Origin of the sequence: Levilactobacillus namurensis, from assembly GCF_032197885.1 — a bacterium.
Classification (GTDB): Bacteria; Bacillota; Bacilli; order Lactobacillales; family Lactobacillaceae; genus Levilactobacillus; species Levilactobacillus namurensis_A.
Map to the genome: position 1 here is coordinate 679,485 of NZ_CP134159.1, position 14,450 is coordinate 693,934.

Annotated in this window: 17 protein-coding genes; all 17 read left to right on the forward strand. The window is 53.1% G+C overall.

Annotation, left to right across the window (positions count from 1 at the left end; all coding sequences use genetic code 11):
- Positions 1–39: 39 nt before the first annotated feature.
- The 17 genes from RIN67_RS03040 to RIN67_RS03120 all read left to right on the forward strand — a co-directional run bounded on the left by RIN67_RS03040 (position 40) and on the right by RIN67_RS03120 (position 14,448).
- Positions 40–471, forward strand: coding sequence for a terminase small subunit (locus RIN67_RS03040; RefSeq protein WP_024746610.1), 432 nt, complete (start codon positions 40–42; stop codon positions 469–471).
- Positions 464–1,717 (forward strand): PBSX family phage terminase large subunit, encoded by a 1,254-nt coding sequence (locus RIN67_RS03045; protein WP_034544923.1) that lies wholly within the window; start codon positions 464–466, stop codon positions 1,715–1,717. The genes RIN67_RS03040 and RIN67_RS03045 overlap by 8 nt, the downstream gene beginning before the upstream one ends.
- Complete coding sequence (locus RIN67_RS03050; protein WP_024746612.1) at positions 1,708–3,120, forward strand: phage portal protein; 1,413 nt, start codon at positions 1,708–1,710, stop codon at positions 3,118–3,120. The genes RIN67_RS03045 and RIN67_RS03050 overlap by 10 nt, the downstream gene beginning before the upstream one ends.
- A complete protein-coding gene (locus tag RIN67_RS03055) occupies positions 3,107–4,741 on the forward strand; it encodes a minor capsid protein (protein WP_313826039.1) in 1,635 nt (544 codons plus the stop codon). Before RIN67_RS03050 ends, RIN67_RS03055 begins: the two co-directional genes overlap by 14 nt.
- A complete protein-coding gene (locus RIN67_RS03060) occupies positions 4,731–4,940 on the forward strand; it encodes a hypothetical protein (RefSeq protein ID WP_313845681.1) in 210 nt (69 codons plus the stop codon). Before RIN67_RS03055 ends, RIN67_RS03060 begins: the two co-directional genes overlap by 11 nt.
- 127 nt (positions 4,941–5,067) lie before the next feature.
- Complete coding sequence (locus tag RIN67_RS03065; RefSeq protein WP_024746615.1) at positions 5,068–5,616, forward strand: phage scaffolding protein; 549 nt, start codon at positions 5,068–5,070, stop codon at positions 5,614–5,616.
- A 19-nt stretch (positions 5,617–5,635) separates the two neighbouring features.
- Positions 5,636–6,547 (forward strand): hypothetical protein, encoded by a 912-nt coding sequence (locus RIN67_RS03070; protein ID WP_024746616.1) that lies wholly within the window; start codon positions 5,636–5,638, stop codon positions 6,545–6,547.
- Between the two features lie 76 nt (positions 6,548–6,623).
- Complete coding sequence (locus RIN67_RS03075) at positions 6,624–7,067, forward strand: Ig-like domain-containing protein (RefSeq protein ID WP_024746617.1); 444 nt, start codon at positions 6,624–6,626, stop codon at positions 7,065–7,067.
- 13 nt (positions 7,068–7,080) lie between these two features.
- Positions 7,081–7,470 carry a head-tail connector protein gene (locus RIN67_RS03080; RefSeq protein ID WP_024746618.1) on the forward strand — a complete coding sequence of 130 codons (390 nt, stop codon included), beginning with the start codon at positions 7,081–7,083 and terminating at the stop codon, positions 7,468–7,470.
- A 17-nt stretch (positions 7,471–7,487) separates the two neighbouring features.
- Positions 7,488–7,844, forward strand: a complete 357-nt coding sequence (locus RIN67_RS03085) for a hypothetical protein (protein WP_034544939.1) — start codon at positions 7,488–7,490, stop codon at positions 7,842–7,844.
- Positions 7,844–8,248: an HK97 gp10 family phage protein gene (locus RIN67_RS03090; RefSeq protein WP_024746620.1), complete on the forward strand. Its 405-nt coding sequence runs from the start codon at positions 7,844–7,846 to the stop codon at positions 8,246–8,248. Before RIN67_RS03085 ends, RIN67_RS03090 begins: the two co-directional genes overlap by 1 nt.
- A gap of 2 nt (positions 8,249–8,250) precedes the next feature.
- The gene (locus RIN67_RS03095; protein WP_034544941.1) at positions 8,251–8,667 is read left to right on the forward strand and encodes a phage tail terminator family protein; all 417 of its coding nucleotides are present in this window, start codon (positions 8,251–8,253) and stop codon (positions 8,665–8,667) included.
- On the forward strand, positions 8,651–8,803 hold the full coding sequence (locus tag RIN67_RS03100; protein WP_158422966.1) for a hypothetical protein: 153 nt from the start codon (positions 8,651–8,653) through the stop codon (positions 8,801–8,803). The genes RIN67_RS03095 and RIN67_RS03100 overlap by 17 nt, the downstream gene beginning before the upstream one ends.
- A gap of 1 nt (position 8,804) precedes the next feature.
- The gene (locus tag RIN67_RS03105; RefSeq protein ID WP_024746622.1) at positions 8,805–10,226 is read left to right on the forward strand and encodes a phage tail sheath C-terminal domain-containing protein; all 1,422 of its coding nucleotides are present in this window, start codon (positions 8,805–8,807) and stop codon (positions 10,224–10,226) included.
- 16 nt (positions 10,227–10,242) lie between these two features.
- On the forward strand, positions 10,243–10,728 hold the full coding sequence (locus RIN67_RS03110; RefSeq protein WP_024746623.1) for a phage tail tube protein: 486 nt from the start codon (positions 10,243–10,245) through the stop codon (positions 10,726–10,728).
- 13 nt (positions 10,729–10,741) lie between these two features.
- Positions 10,742–11,149 carry a phage tail assembly chaperone gene (locus RIN67_RS03115; protein WP_024746624.1) on the forward strand — a complete coding sequence of 136 codons (408 nt, stop codon included), beginning with the start codon at positions 10,742–10,744 and terminating at the stop codon, positions 11,147–11,149.
- A gap of 221 nt (positions 11,150–11,370) precedes the next feature.
- Positions 11,371–14,448, forward strand: coding sequence for a tape measure protein (locus RIN67_RS03120; RefSeq protein ID WP_313826037.1), 3,078 nt, complete (start codon positions 11,371–11,373; stop codon positions 14,446–14,448).
- The last annotated feature ends 2 nt before the right edge of the window (positions 14,449–14,450 follow it).

A 14,450-nucleotide genomic window follows, 5' to 3' on the forward strand; every position in this document is an offset into this window, starting at 1 on the left:
TTTGTTTTGGGTAAAAGTAAGGAAAAGGAGGTCTGCGTCATGCAGAAGAAGCTAACGCTCAAGCAGGAACGTTTCGTACAAGCGTACATTGAAAGCGGCAATGCAACGCAGGCCGCCACAGATGCCGGGTACAGTAAGAAGACAGCTTCTACAATCGGTGCTGAAAACTTAAAGAAACCCCAGGTTTTGAAAGCACTTGAAAAAGAAACCGAAAAAATCAAGACGGAGCGGATTGACTCCCAGCAGGAGATCATGGAGTTTCTGACGGATGTCCGGCGTGGCAAGGTCATGGAGACAATTGTCACGCCAAGTGGGCACAAGGTGCGGGTGCCATCTAAGGTGGCCGACCGTATCCGAGCGGCCGAGTTGATGGGTAAGCGGTACGCGATGTGGACGGAGCGCCATGAGCTTTCAGGCATCACGCCACAAATTAATTTCAACATTCCTAAGGGGGACGACAATAATGGTTAATCTCGATGCCATGGTCGCCCCCTCTTTCTACTCGCTCGCTTGGGACATCGTGGAGCATCACCACTCCAACTACTGGCTTAAGGGTGGACGGGGGTCGACTAAGTCCAGTTTTGTGTCTCTGATGATTGTGCTGGGCATTATGGCCGACCAGTCGCATGAGGCTAACGCGGTGGTCATGCGGCGCTATGCGACTAACCTACGTGAATCAGTGTACGACCAGTATCTATGGGCTATCGACAAGCTAGGCGTATCAGAATTTTGGGTGGACTCGGTTAGCCCCATGCAGCTGACGTACGTCCCCACTGGCCAGCAAATCCGCTTTAAGGGAGCCGACGACCCGCGCAAGGTCAAGTCGCAAAAGTTCCGGCATGGCTACACCAAATACAAGCATTATGAAGAGGTCGCTGACTTCAAGGGTTGGACTGAAATCCGAAATATCAACCAATCCCTTAACCGGGGTGGCGATGGCATTGTGACTTTCTACAGCTACAACCCGCCGGCCTCGGTGAGCTCCTGGGTTAACCAAGCACAAACGCAGCAGGGGCTGCGGGCAGACACACTAGTCCATTCCAGCGATTACCGGTCGGTGCCTAAGGAGTGGCTGGGAAAAGAGTTCCTGGCCGATGCCGAACAGCTGCAGAAGGACAACCCTAAGGCTTACGCTCACGAATACTTAGGTGAGGTCACGGGTACGGGTGCCGAAGTCTTCAATAACCTCACTATCCGAGAGATTACCGATGAGGAGATTTCACATTTCGATAAAATTTATCACGGCATGGACTTTGGGTTCGCTCATGATCCACTGGCTTATGGGGATGCATATTGGGACGCGGCTAGACGCCGGGTCTTTTTGTTTAACGAAATTTACAGCGTAGGCATGACTAATCGTGAGGCGGTGACCCAGATTAAGCGGCTTAATCCGATGAACGAAATCATCACGGCCGATAGCGCCGAACCCCGCACCATCCGTGAGTTCCGCGACCTGGGGCTCAACGTTGTGGGTGCACGCAAGGGGCCGGGGTCACGTGAGCACGGGTTCAAGTGGCTCCAAGACTTGCGTGAAATCGTGATTGACCCAGTTCGGTGCCCCAACACAGCGCGTGAATTCTCGGGATACGAGCTGGCTCGCGACGCTAACGGTAACTTCAAGTCTGGTTATCCGGATGGCGATGATCATACCATTGATAAAACGCGGTACGAGTTGGAATCATTGATGAAGAAGGGAGGGTTTGTCCCATGGAAATAAAGGTCATGAAAGAACTACTGAAGAAAACCGACAGTCGGCGGGAGAAGTTTAATGCCCAGTTTGATGCGTCGGTCCGCTACTACTTCAATAAAAACGACATCACCAACCGTAATAACGGTGAGTCTCGGGTGAAGAAGGACGGGAGTGACAAGCCCCTTCGTCGGGCAGATAATCGTGTGTCCAACAACTTTCACCAACTATTAGTTGACCAAGAAGCCGGGTATCTAGCGACCATCCCTCCCTCTGTGGACGTCGAAGATGATGGCCTGAACGATACGCTTAAGCAGACGTTGGGCGACAACTTTGGTCTCCGTCTCAACCAGCTGGTCGTGGATGCGGCCAACGCGGGAGTCGCATGGGTCCACTACTGGACCGACAAGGATGGCCAGTTTCGCTACGGCATTGTGCCACCGGACCAGGTGACGCCTATTTACTCCAACGACTTGGACCGCAAGCTCCTGGCCGTTCGCCGCACGTACTCGCAGTTGGACCCAAGAACGGGTAAGAACTACCGAATCCATGAGTACTGGACGGACACGGATTGTACGTTCTTCCGGTCACAGAAGAGTGATTACTCTGACCTGGAGCCACTACCTGGACGCTTTACTATCTGGGATGTGGCCACTCAGGAGGACGTCGGGACGGGGACCGTTATGCAACACGGTTTCGGGCGGATTCCATTTATCGCCTTCCCCAAAAACAAGTATCGGCGGCCGGAACTGTACAAGTATAAGGGACTCATTGATGTGTATGATGACGTCTACAACGGGTTTGTCAACGACATTGACGACGTGCAGCAAGTCATCTTAGTTCTCACCAACTACGGTGGAATGGACTTAAGCGAGTTCATGGAGACTCTGAAGAAGGGCGTTATCAAGATGGACAGTACGGGCGCCAACGATAGGTCTGGTGTTGACAAGTTAACTATCGACATCCCCGTTGAAGCTCGGACGACCTTGCTGGAGTCGACTAAGGCGGACATCTTTGTCCACGGCCAGGGCATCGACCCGACCAAGTTCGAGGCGACCAATGCCAGTGGGACGGCCATTAAGATGCTGTACAGTCACTTGGAACTCAAGGCCGCTAACACTCAGGCCTACTTCACTGACGCTCTCAATGAATTAATACGGGCCATTATGCGGTGGGTTAAAGCAAGTGATCCCGATGGCCGCAAGATTGAGCAGACCTGGTCCCGGGCTTCAATCCATAATAACCTCGAAGAAGCTCAAACTTTATCACAGGTTGCTCAATATTCGAGTGACGAAGCGATTGCTAAGGCTAATCCGCTGGTTGACGATTGGCAGCAGGAGTTGAAGGACCGCCAGGACGATATTGTGAAGCATGACGGTTACGATAATCCAGAAGCACTAAACAATGTGGATGGTGAGGATGATGACGACTAACCAGGAGTATTGGCAACGCCGTTATCTGCAAACCAAAGCCAAAGAAATTCGGGCGACCGAGGCATACGAGAAGTCACTACAGCCCGAACTCAATGGTCTATTTCGTGAGCTTAACGGTGAGGTTAGCAAGTGGGTGGATAAGTATGCCAAGAACCAAGGCATTGACTCTGACGCCGCTCGCAAGGCCCTTGATGGCATTCATACCAAGCACTGGCAAATGACCTTGAAGCAGTTCCGGGAGAAAGCGAAGGCTGGTGGGTATGAGGATGAGTTAGACGCCGAGTACTTCCGTTCCCGAGTGGCCCTTTTGCAGGCATTAGAACAGCAACTTCGTTCCATCTCTCAGCCACGTGCCCAGAGCTTGACCGACTCCATGCGGGATAAGTTAGCGGACCAGTACGATGACACGTATATGCGGACCAACTATAATCTGCAGGCACAACGAGCTAGCTTCTCAGCCGACTTCGCACACTTCAACGATGTTCAACTTCGGATGGCCGTCAGTCAGCCGTGGGGGAAAGACGGCAAGGACTTCTCACAACGAATTTGGAAGAACTATCAGCGTGAGTTACCCAGTTACCTGATGGACGCCGTTCTCCGGGGCACCATTATGGGGTACGGACCGCATAAGGTTACCCAGATGATGCACGCCCGCTTTCAAGACGTGAAGCGCAACAACGTGCACCGGCTAGTTGTGTCAGAGATGGCCCACGTTGCCGAAGAAGCCAATGTTAGGGCCTACGAAGAGAATGAGATTGAGCAATACGAGTATATGGCGACGCTAGAGAGTCACACTTGTGCTATCTGTGCCAAGCTAGACGGCCAGATATTTAAGGTGTCTGAGCGTAGGCCAGGCATCAACTACCCGATTATTCACGGTCGATGTCGGTGCACTACCATACCGTACCTCAAAGATCTGCCTGATATTAAGGAACGTTGGTCCCGTGATCCCGTTACTGGTAAAGGGAAGATGGTCAAGGATGTTAAATTCAATAAGTGGAAGAAGTCGATTCTTGCTGAACGAGAACGCGCAGCCAGTGCAGGTGATTTCGGTGCTAATCTGGAGTATGTAAGAAGCCAAGAATTCGAGGATAAATTGAAACGAAATCCTAGAACGGCAAAGATTAGTGACGCTGTGGCCGTTGTGGCACGACATATGATCCAGCACCGCAATGGGACACCCTTTGAGGATTATTACTTGCTTGATTCGGACACGGGCGCGACAATTGCAGTTTCCAACAAAGCGACTGTGAATAAGGGGGTCGTTTACAATGCGCAGGTTAAGCAAGCATTTAAATCAGGATCTAAGGGGCAGTATGTGTCTATTCACAATCATCCATCCGGATTCCCACCATCTTTAAGTGATGTTGCGACATTGACTTTAAAATCTAAGGAAAAGACAATCGGTATGGGGTTAACGGTTGGGCACGATGGCAGCGTATATTGGTACACAAGTCCTTCAGAGAGATTGCCATTTAATGCTAATCTAGTGTATGGAAAACAGATTCAAAAGTATGTGAAGATGGGATATAATGAGATCAAGAGTCAAGAACTTGCATTGATGGATTTTGCCGATAAGTATGCTTTTGAATTTGGAAAGGTGGGAGACGATGATGATTAGTGAAGAACGGAAAAACTGGATTATTAGTAATCTTCGTAAAACAAAACCATCGGAATTTCCTAGCCTTGAATTTGAGGATGATAGTAATAAACATCCCAAGTGGCTGGATGAGCTGACAGATACCGAAAGCAATTGGTATATAGATTACGTTATGTCTTTATCGGAAGAACAACTTTTGAATATGATGGCTAAAGAGTGAGCACCCAACAAATCGTTGAGTGCTATTTTTATACCCATTTTTCGACCTCAGCATGTCGTAAAACTGCCATTTGTTTTGCCTTGATTGTGGCCGCCCCACGTAAATCTAGCGAGAGAGGATGTTGAAAATGAAACGAGATTTGCTAAAAGGTATGAACCTAACTGAAGACCAGATTGATAAGATCATGAAGGTCAACGGGACTGACATTGAGGCCGCTAAAGCGACTGCTGGTGATGTGGAGGCCATCAAGCAAGAGAACGATTCGCTGAAGGCTCAGCTTGCTGACCGTAGCAAGGACATTACCGTTCTGAAGAAGCAAGCCAAGGGCAACGACGACTTGCAGAGCCAGCTTCAATCCTTGCAGGACAAGTACACCAAAGAGACTGAAAAACTGACCGACCAACTGGCCCAGACCAAGCTCAATGGAGCGCTGACGAACGCTCTCACATCGGCCAAGGCCCGCAATCCTAAGACGGTGGAAGCCTTGCTGGACATGGATAAGCTCAAGTTGGATGACGATGGTAAGCTGACTGGTCTGGATGACCAGCTGGACGCCATCAAGAAGGACAATGCCTTTCTTTTCGATAAAGGCACGCAGTCTGACTACGAGCCCGGCGGCGGTAACGGCTCCAGTGACCAGGACCAGGTTCAAGCCATGGTAGACGCTTTTAAATAACAGAAAGAAGGAATAAATAATGGCAACAATCAACTATGCGGAAAATTATCAATCCGCCATTCAACAGGCTTTTTACGATGGCCATTTGTTTTCGTCCGATTTGTGGAATTCCCCATCTAATGGGATTGTAAAATTCGATGGTGCTAAGCACATTAAAGTGCCACGTTTGAGCATTGACGAAGGACGGCGTGATCGTGCACGGCGGACCATTACTCAGCCAGTGGCAAACTACTCCAACGACTGGGATAGCTACGAACTGACTAATGAACGCTACTGGAGCACCTTGGTTGACCCACTGGACGTTGATGAATCCAACGCGGTAATCAGCATTGCAAACGTCACTAAGCAGTTTAACCTGGACGAAAAGATGCCAGAAATGGACCGCGAGATGTTTAGCAAGCTGTACAGCCGTAAGAAAGAAGCAGCTGACGGCGGTATCTTGACCGATACGCTGACTGAAGAAAACATCTTGGAAGTCTTCGACAACATGATGGCTGACTTCGATGAATCCCGTATCACCGGCAGTGGTCGCATCCTGTATGTGACGCCAAAGATTAATTCAATGCTGAAACGTGCCGAAGCCTTGAACCGACAAATTAACTTGAGCGATCCAGGTAACATTAAGCGTTCTGTGTACAGCCTCGATGACGTGACTATTAAGGTAGTCCCATCCGACTTAATGCAAACGGCCTATGACTTCACGGTTGGCTCTAAGCTACTGGATGACGCTAAGCAAATCCAGATGTTCCTCATCTTCAACGGGGTACAGATTGCGCCGCAGAAGTACAGCTTCGCCGGGTTCGATGCGCCGACGGCCTCCAACTCTGGGAACTTCCTGTACTACGAACAATCTTACGATGACGTTTTCTTGTTGAAGACTAAGACCAAGGGAATTCAATTCGTAGTGGCAGATAAGGCCCCAAAAGCGTAGCGGCTCCCATCACGGGTAAAGTAGTCGCCGCTGAGGGCGGAGCCGACTTTAGTAGTGTGCAGCAGGAGGTGTAAGGATGAAGCTTAATGTGTATCAAGGTGAGACCCTGGTCGGTAGTGGGCCTGAGCCGGTCCACGTCGACCTGGCAGCTAAGGAGTACCCCGCGGGCACCTTTACGGGTGAACGTGAGGAGGACAACGGCACCAAGTCGAAGCGGTTCAGCTTCCCGGCAGTTACCGTCAAGCCAGTGGTCGTACCAGTAACTGGGGTCACCCTCAGCCAAGCGACGGCCACCGGTGACATCGGTCGGACGGTCGAATTGACCGCGACAGTGGCGCCGGAAAATGCGACTGACAAGACCGTGACCTGGTCAACCAGTGACAAGGCCATTGCGACGGTTGATGCTGGGACGGTGACCTTCGTGGCCGCCGGAACTGCGACAATTACCGCGACGGTCGGTGGACAGAGTGCCACCACCAAGGTGACGGTTAAGGTACCGGCTGAAGAACCAGCAGAATAGGAGAGTGAGCATGATGGACAAGCATCCACGCAGAGACGAGCTACTGAAACAGCTGGCACTGCTCAACCCAGATGATGGCTCCAATCCCGACCACACTGCTGTGGTGGAGTTGGCGCTGGATAAGGTGGTCAGTGACGTGGCCAACTACACGCATCTGAACATCCTAGACTTGCCAGAGGGACTGGACCTGACCATTGTTGCCCTGACCCAGCAATTCCTGGCAACCCACGAGCTGCTGACACCAGCTGCTGATCGTGGCGGTAATGTGAAATCCATCAGTGAGGGAGATACGTCAGTGACCTTCAAGTCACCCAGTGAGGCGTATTTGGAGCTCCAGTCGGCCAACACCGTGACCGACGCGTATCTCGCTCAGCTCAACGTCTTTAGGGTGGTGAAGTGGTGAAATCAGCATTCAATCGCATGAGCGGCACACTCCGACGGCTGTGGTTCGACCGGGTGACCATTACCGGTGTACGGTCGGACTCTGATGGCGTCTTTACCGATGACAAACCCGTCACCATCGTGGAAGACGAGCCGGCCAAGGTGGTCCTTAAGGGACTTAAAGCCAGTGAGCAAACCTTTTTCGGGACGGACGCCTATGATGCCAAGCTCATCATCCGAAACGGCATTAAAATTCCTGCTGGAGCCGATATCATGGTCACCGACGTCAACGGTCAGGTCACCAAGTACAAACGTGCCAGTCGCGGCTACGCAGGGTATGTGAGTCATCAAGAGGTGGCGATGGTCCGTGATGAAAAAGCGAAGGAGGAATCCTGATGGCGGGCTTTACGATTGACGACAAAGAGTTTCAGGCGTGGGCCAAACGAGTCAATGAAAAGATTGCCACTGAATCGGTTAAACATGGTTTGGAAGTAACAATGCAACGGGTTAAGGCCCAGTCAATGAAGGCTGTTAAGAGTCGGACGCCGGTCGATACTGGTCACTTAAGACAAACATGGCATGTGGATGGTCCTTTCATCACTGGAACCGTCATCGCCCTTAAGCTGTACAACAACACGGAGTACGCGCCGTTCGTCGAAAACGGCCATCGGACACGTGGCGGGGGTGGTTGGGTCGAGGGCCGCTTCATGCTGAAGAACACGGTGACCGAGATTGACGGTGAGATGCCGCAGCTAATTGCACCTAGCTTCGAACAAGCGATAAGGGGGCTGTTAGATTGACGATGGATATCATCGGCCGAATCGGTCAACAACTGAAAGTACTCTTTCCGGACATGACAATTTACCGAAAGAATCAGAAAGGCGGGTTTAAGGAACCGTCTTTTTTCGTGTCCAAGATTACGACCACACGGGTCCCGGAGCTCTTCGGACGACAGAAGCGTGGCTACCAGTATCAGCTGGTCTATTTTCCCAATCCCGACGATGCGGAATCCGACATGGAACGGATGGAGGACCAGCTGCTGGACGGGTTCACCCAGTTGGACGACTTCGCCCCCATCTGTGACTTGGATTTCCAGATTGTGGACGGCGCACTGACGGCGACTTTTTCGGTGAACGTTTGGGCTTATCCGGAAGACCATACGCCAAAGCAAAGAACGCTCGAATATCATGGAGGAATTGCCGATGACAAGCAAGTTTAAAAAGTCTGCCCTGATCAAGAGTCATGGCTTCAAACCGATTGAGCGAGATATTCTCTCGCTTAAGCTGGTAGACAGTCAGACTTATACCAAGGTGGAAGTACAAAAGATTATCAAAGAATTCAAAGGGGGAATTTAACATGGCAGGTGGAACTTGGATTGTTCAAAACAAGCGCCGTCCTGGGGCTTACATCAATACTAAAGGCGTACAGCAGACACAACCGGAAGCTAATATTGGCCGGGTCTTGGTCATTGGTTCTTCGGAACTGAACTGGGGGCCTAATGGGGCTGTCGAATTAACTGCGGCGAGTGACTTTCAAGCAATTTTAGGAACTGGCCTTGAAGATAACCGTTTAATCCCGGTTCGAGAGGCTTTGAAAGGTGCGGCTACAGTAATCTACTTGAACGGCAATGATGGCGAAAAGGCAAAGGTAGCGGATGAGAAACTTCCGTGGAACTTTACTGCTAAGTATGCCGGTACCCTTGGAAATAACCTCACAGTAACCGTTGAAAAGGATCCTAACGATGAAACGTTGATTACGGTCAAGACGCTTTTAGGAGCAGCGTTGGTTGGTGAACAGAGTGTACGGACGACTACGGCAAGCGGCCTAGAATCTAATGATTACGTTGACGTCACTTTCACCGGAGACAGCACGGACCCAGTTGGCGATGTTGAGGCAACCGATGACGGGGCCGACTTCACGTCTGAGGCTGGTAAGGCCAAGCTGGAAGCCCTCGCGGCATCTACGAGCTACACCTTAGCCGGTGGGACGACCACCCCAGTCGATGTGACCGAGACGCTCAACGACGTACTGGCCACCGAGAACTACAATGTGGTAACTACGGCAGGCTACGCACTGGACAGCAACTTACACGCCCTGGTGGCGACAGCTGTTGAGCGTCTGCGGGACGACGAGGGTTATAAAGTTCGAGCAGTGGTGCCACTGATGGAAGGTGCACCGAAGTACGATCATGAAGCCGTTTCAGTCGTATCTAACGGTGTTGAACTGGTAGATGGAACTATTTTAACTGCTACTCAAGCGGCCGGCTGGTTTGCTGGGGCTTCGGCTTCCGCTGATGCTGGTAAATCGTTGACTTATGTCGCCTATCCGGATGCCGTCAGTGCGGTCCCTAAGCGGACGAATGAACAGACGATTGCGGCACTAAATGCAGGAGAAGTTGTCTTTACGACACTTACCGACGGCTCGGTAGTGGTAGAACAAGACATCAACTCTTTGGTGACTATCTCCAAGGATAAGCTTAAGGCGTTTCAAAAGAACCGCGTTATTCGGACCTTGGATACAATTGCCACCAACACCATGGATGTTTTCCACACGCAGTTCATTGGTAAGGTCAACAACGACAGCACCGGACGTTCGTTGTTTAAGGCCAACCGCGTTAGTTACCTCAAGGACTTATCGGACGCCGGCGTCATCAATCCGGTTGATGTGGCTGATTTAACTGTGGAACCTGGGGAAGACCGTGACTCTATCTTAGTCACCTTGGCAATTACACCGATCGATGCGATGGAGAAACTGTACATGACGATTACCGTCAACTAGAAAGGAGCAATGAGCAATGGATGAATCAGTATCGACAATCGGCCAATTTCTAAACGGCCGCGACACCATCAGTACCAAGGATGCTAAGATTTTCATTGATTTAGCTGGTCACACTTGGCCGATGATTGAATGCAACCAGTTTGCGGCAAAACTCGAAAAGAATAAGGAAGATGTGCAGACTCTCGGGAGTCGCTGGAAGCACAAGAAGGCCACGTCTGTGGAAGGAACCGGGACGTTGGGAGGGTACCTCATCAGTTCCAACTGGCTCAAGTACGCACTACCCTACATCAAAGGCGGTAAGGACCTGTACTTTTCGGCTACCATGACCATTGAGGACCCTACCTCGAAAGCCGGTAAGCAGACGGTGCTGTTGAAGGACGTTAACCTTGACGACATCCCCGTGGCCGACTTTGAGGCTGACGATGGGGTCATGGAGTGGGAATCGGATTTCACTTTCGAAGGAATCGAGCTGGTAGAACCTTTCACCGGCTTTGAGGAATAGGGGGATTTAAAGTATGGCAGAACAATTTTCAGTCAAGGACTTCATCCGTGAGCGGGAGACCGCTCGGCAGGAACTACAATTCAAAGGGTTTAAGGCCCCGTTTGTCATCGAGGAAGTGACCAACGACGAAAGCGAGAAGCTCCAGAATCAAGCCACCACGGTCAAGGTATCTCGGGGCCAGAAGACCCGGGACTTCAATCAGCTGAAGTACACGGAGACCCTGCTGGTCGCATCGGTGGTCCAACCGGACTTGAATTCGACTGAGCTGCAGAAGGCCTACAGTGCGCCAGGCGACCCTTACGGTACGCTCAAGCGGATGCTGACGGTCGGCGAGCTCACCGAGCTGTCGCAGGCAGTTATGGCGCTGTACGGGCTTGACCAATCCCAGGACGATGAGGTGGAAGATGTAAAAAACTCGTAGCGGCTGGCCAGGGTAACGATTTTAGCTATTACTTTTACGTGATGAACGAGTACCACTGGCTGCCAGCCCAGTGGGCGGGGCTAACTCCGCACGAAAAGGCGGTAGTCATCGCCGGTATCGATTTACGACTTAAAGAAGAAAAGAAGCAGAAGAGAGAAGCAGAAAGGAAGGCTAGGGCCAAGCGCCACTAGCCTTTTTATTTAGGAAGGAGGTGTCGCCGAGTGGGGAGCACGGTCAGTGCAACAATCAAAATCAATGACGCTTTTAGTGGGCCTTTGGACAAGCTGTCAGCGGGGCTCGCTCGCGGGTCTTCGGCGATGGGTAACCTGTCGAAGGGTGCCAGCGGCACCGGCAGCATGTTCAAGTCAGTACTTGGCGGGACGGTCATCGGGGCCGGCATCACTCGTGGCATCGGAGCCATCGGTAATGGGCTGCGGAGTATGTACGGTGAGCTGGACGAGTCCAGCCGAGCTTGGCAGACTTTCAACGGGAACATGAGCATGCTGGGGCAGAGCCAGTCGCAGATTGCTTCTACCCGGGGCGATTTGCAGAAATTCGCTCAGCAGACCATCTACTCCGCGTCTGACATGGCATCCACATACAGCCAACTGGCTGCTGTAGGGACCAAGAACACCGACCAACTGGTCAAGGGTTTTGGTGGCCTGGCCGCAGCGTCTTCTAATCCACAGCAAGCGATGAAGGCCCTGAGCCAGCAAGCGACCCAAGCGGCCGCTAAGCCTAAGATCCAGTGGATGGACTTCAAACTAATGCTTGAGCAGACTCCCGCTGGGATGGCGGCGGTCGCCAAGACGATGCACAAGAGTACTGGCCAGTTGGTCAAGGACGTGCAGGCAGGTAAGGTCAAGACCCAGGACTTCTTCGACGCCATCGCAAAAACCGGGACAAACAAGAACTTTTCGAAGATGGCCACGCAGTACAAGACCATTGGGCAGGCAATGGACGGGCTGCGGGAGACCGCGGCCAACAAATTGCAACCAGCCTTCGATAAGGTCAGCCAGGTAGGCATCAAGGCTATTAGTGGCCTAGTTGACAGTATGGGTTCGATGGACGTCTCTGGAATTGCGGACGGCATTGTCCCGGTGGTCCAGTCGATTGTGGATGCGGTCAAGACAGCCGGTCAAGCAGTGGGGGCCTTCTGGGACTCTTTGAGTTCGACCGGGGCCGTCTCGGCGGTCAAGTCGACCATCGGCGACATCGCTCAAGCCATCGGCGACATGCTCAGCAAGCTGTCGAGTGGTGGGGGTAAGGATCCATTCGCGATGTTTAAAACGCTAGGGAGCATCTCCGGCGGAGCTATCAAGGGGCTAGCCGATGGTGTCGGGGCGATTGCCCGGGCAGTCGGTCAGCTCCCCCCCAGCTCCATCAAGCTCCTGGCTGGGGCCTTCGTAGCGCTCAAGATGAGCACACGGGGCCTGGTCTTCACAGCAGTAGTCGCCGGACTTACCGCTCTGAGTAAGCTCAATCCAGGCGTGCTCAACGCCTTAGCCAAGGCGGTCACTGTGCTAGCTATCGCTTTCGCCATGTTTAAAGGCTTGCAGAACGTTGTGAAAATCATCTCGGATGTGAAGGGGTCACTGAGTGGCCTCGGCGGCCGGGGCGGTTTAGGCAACACCGCTAAGCAGGCGCCTCAGGCTGCGGCAGGTTTCATCAAACTGGGCGCTTCACTGGTTCTAGTTGGTGGGGCCGTGGTCCTGGCTGGTGCTGGGATGATGCTTCTGGCTAAGGCAACCACCATGCTGGTAGCTGCCGGATGGCCAGCCATCGCCGTCTTCGCGGCCATGGTCGCAGGCATCATCATCCTGGCTGTGGTGGTCGCCAACCTTGGTTTCGCCATGCTAGCCGGTGCTGCGGGCTTTGCGGTCTTTGCAGCAGCATTACTCCTGATTGGGGTCTCGGTGCTCCTGGCGAGTGCCGGGATTGCCCTACTGGCTACTCAGCTGCCAACGATTGCGACCTATGGTGCGTCGGCGGCAGGGGCACTGGTTCTACTGGGGGCGGCAATGGCCGTCTTCGGTGTACTGTCTGTTGTGGCCGCAGTCGGGCTGGTGCTCTTAGGCGCCGGCCTGGCGATTGTCGGGATTGGCTTCGCTGTAGCGGCTGTGGGCGCGCTACTCTTCGGGGTAGCGATGGCCCTGGTCGCAGTGACAGTGACAGTTGCGGCGGTCGGGATGTTCCTGCTCGCGGTGGCCTTGCCGTTGATTGCAGTCACATCTATGGTAGCGGCTGTCGGCATGATGCTGATGGCGGTCGCCCTGGTCATGCTGGCGGCGGTCGCAATGGTCGCTGGAGCCGGCATGATGATTTTCGCGCTAGCTCTGGTCATCGCGGCGCCACTGATGATGATTGCGGCTGTGGGTGCGGCACTGCTTGGTGCGGCGGCCATCGTGCTGGGTGCCGGGCTAGTCGTAGCTGGCGCGGGCTTGATGGTCGTGGCCGCTGGCTTGCGGGCCGTCATCTCTGCTGTCTCGGCGATGGTCTCGGCCTTCGTCAACGGCGTGGCACGGCTCATCGCGGCAGTCACTAGTGGCATGAGCCAAGTGGTCTCCGCTGTCCGCAGTGGTATGCAGCAGGCGGTCAGCGCAGCCAAGAGCTTCGGGTCTGCACTCTTCAGCGCCGGGGCCGACCTTATCCGTGGATTAATCAACGGGATTAAATCCATGGTCGGGGCGGCTGTCTCGGCAGTAAGCAGCGTCGCTAGCAAGGTGGTCGGTGCAGCTAAGGGCCTTTTAGGCATCGGTTCGCCGTCCAAAATCTTCAAGCAGTATGGAGTCTGGGTAGTCCAAGGGCTGGCCAACGGATTGAACGCCAACAATGCGGCTGAAACTGCATCGGCGGGCATGGCTCGCCGGGTGGTCGACGCCGCTCAGTCGCTCAACCACATGCCGACCCTCAACCCCGGCGATGTACTGGCTGACGGCTTCAACCGGGCTTACGATGCCGTGATGGGGATTGCTGGTGCCGTGCGTGGTATCAGTGGTCAGACCATCGGTGTCATGGGTCGGGTAACGGGTCCAGATGGTACCGCGCTGGGTGGCCCGGTTGAATCCACAGCAAGTGACGTGCCGTCGAGCACGCCCTTCACTAGTGAGGCTACACCATACACAGCCGGCGCTAGCTACAGCGACAGTACGACAAGCACCAGTAGCACGGGCAACACCATTAACATCGCGGCTGGGGCCTTTCAGCTGACTAGCACTGGCAATGCGGACTACGATGGCGAAGCCTTAGTGGCCAAGATTGAGGATTACCTAGTAAATCTGAAGGAACGGAGGGGATAAGC

Coding starts and splice junctions, on each gene's coding strand:
- RIN67_RS03040 (WP_024746610.1), top strand. CDS start 40: ATGCAGAAGAAGCTAACGCTCAAGCAGGAACGTTTCGTACAAGCGTAC.
- RIN67_RS03045 (WP_034544923.1), top strand. CDS start 464: ATGGTTAATCTCGATGCCATGGTCGCCCCCTCTTTCTACTCGCTCGCT.
- RIN67_RS03050 (WP_024746612.1), top strand. CDS start 1,708: ATGGAAATAAAGGTCATGAAAGAACTACTGAAGAAAACCGACAGTCGG.
- RIN67_RS03055 (WP_313826039.1), top strand. CDS start 3,107: ATGATGACGACTAACCAGGAGTATTGGCAACGCCGTTATCTGCAAACC.
- RIN67_RS03060 (WP_313845681.1), top strand. CDS start 4,731: ATGATGATTAGTGAAGAACGGAAAAACTGGATTATTAGTAATCTTCGT.
- RIN67_RS03065 (WP_024746615.1), top strand. CDS start 5,068: ATGAAACGAGATTTGCTAAAAGGTATGAACCTAACTGAAGACCAGATT.
- RIN67_RS03070 (WP_024746616.1), top strand. CDS start 5,636: ATGGCAACAATCAACTATGCGGAAAATTATCAATCCGCCATTCAACAG.
- RIN67_RS03075 (WP_024746617.1), top strand. CDS start 6,624: ATGAAGCTTAATGTGTATCAAGGTGAGACCCTGGTCGGTAGTGGGCCT.
- RIN67_RS03080 (WP_024746618.1), top strand. CDS start 7,081: ATGGACAAGCATCCACGCAGAGACGAGCTACTGAAACAGCTGGCACTG.
- RIN67_RS03085 (WP_034544939.1), top strand. CDS start 7,488: ATGAGCGGCACACTCCGACGGCTGTGGTTCGACCGGGTGACCATTACC.
- RIN67_RS03090 (WP_024746620.1), top strand. CDS start 7,844: ATGGCGGGCTTTACGATTGACGACAAAGAGTTTCAGGCGTGGGCCAAA.
- RIN67_RS03095 (WP_034544941.1), top strand. CDS start 8,251: ATGGATATCATCGGCCGAATCGGTCAACAACTGAAAGTACTCTTTCCG.
- RIN67_RS03100 (WP_158422966.1), top strand. CDS start 8,651: ATGACAAGCAAGTTTAAAAAGTCTGCCCTGATCAAGAGTCATGGCTTC.
- RIN67_RS03105 (WP_024746622.1), top strand. CDS start 8,805: ATGGCAGGTGGAACTTGGATTGTTCAAAACAAGCGCCGTCCTGGGGCT.
- RIN67_RS03110 (WP_024746623.1), top strand. CDS start 10,243: ATGGATGAATCAGTATCGACAATCGGCCAATTTCTAAACGGCCGCGAC.
- RIN67_RS03115 (WP_024746624.1), top strand. CDS start 10,742: ATGGCAGAACAATTTTCAGTCAAGGACTTCATCCGTGAGCGGGAGACC.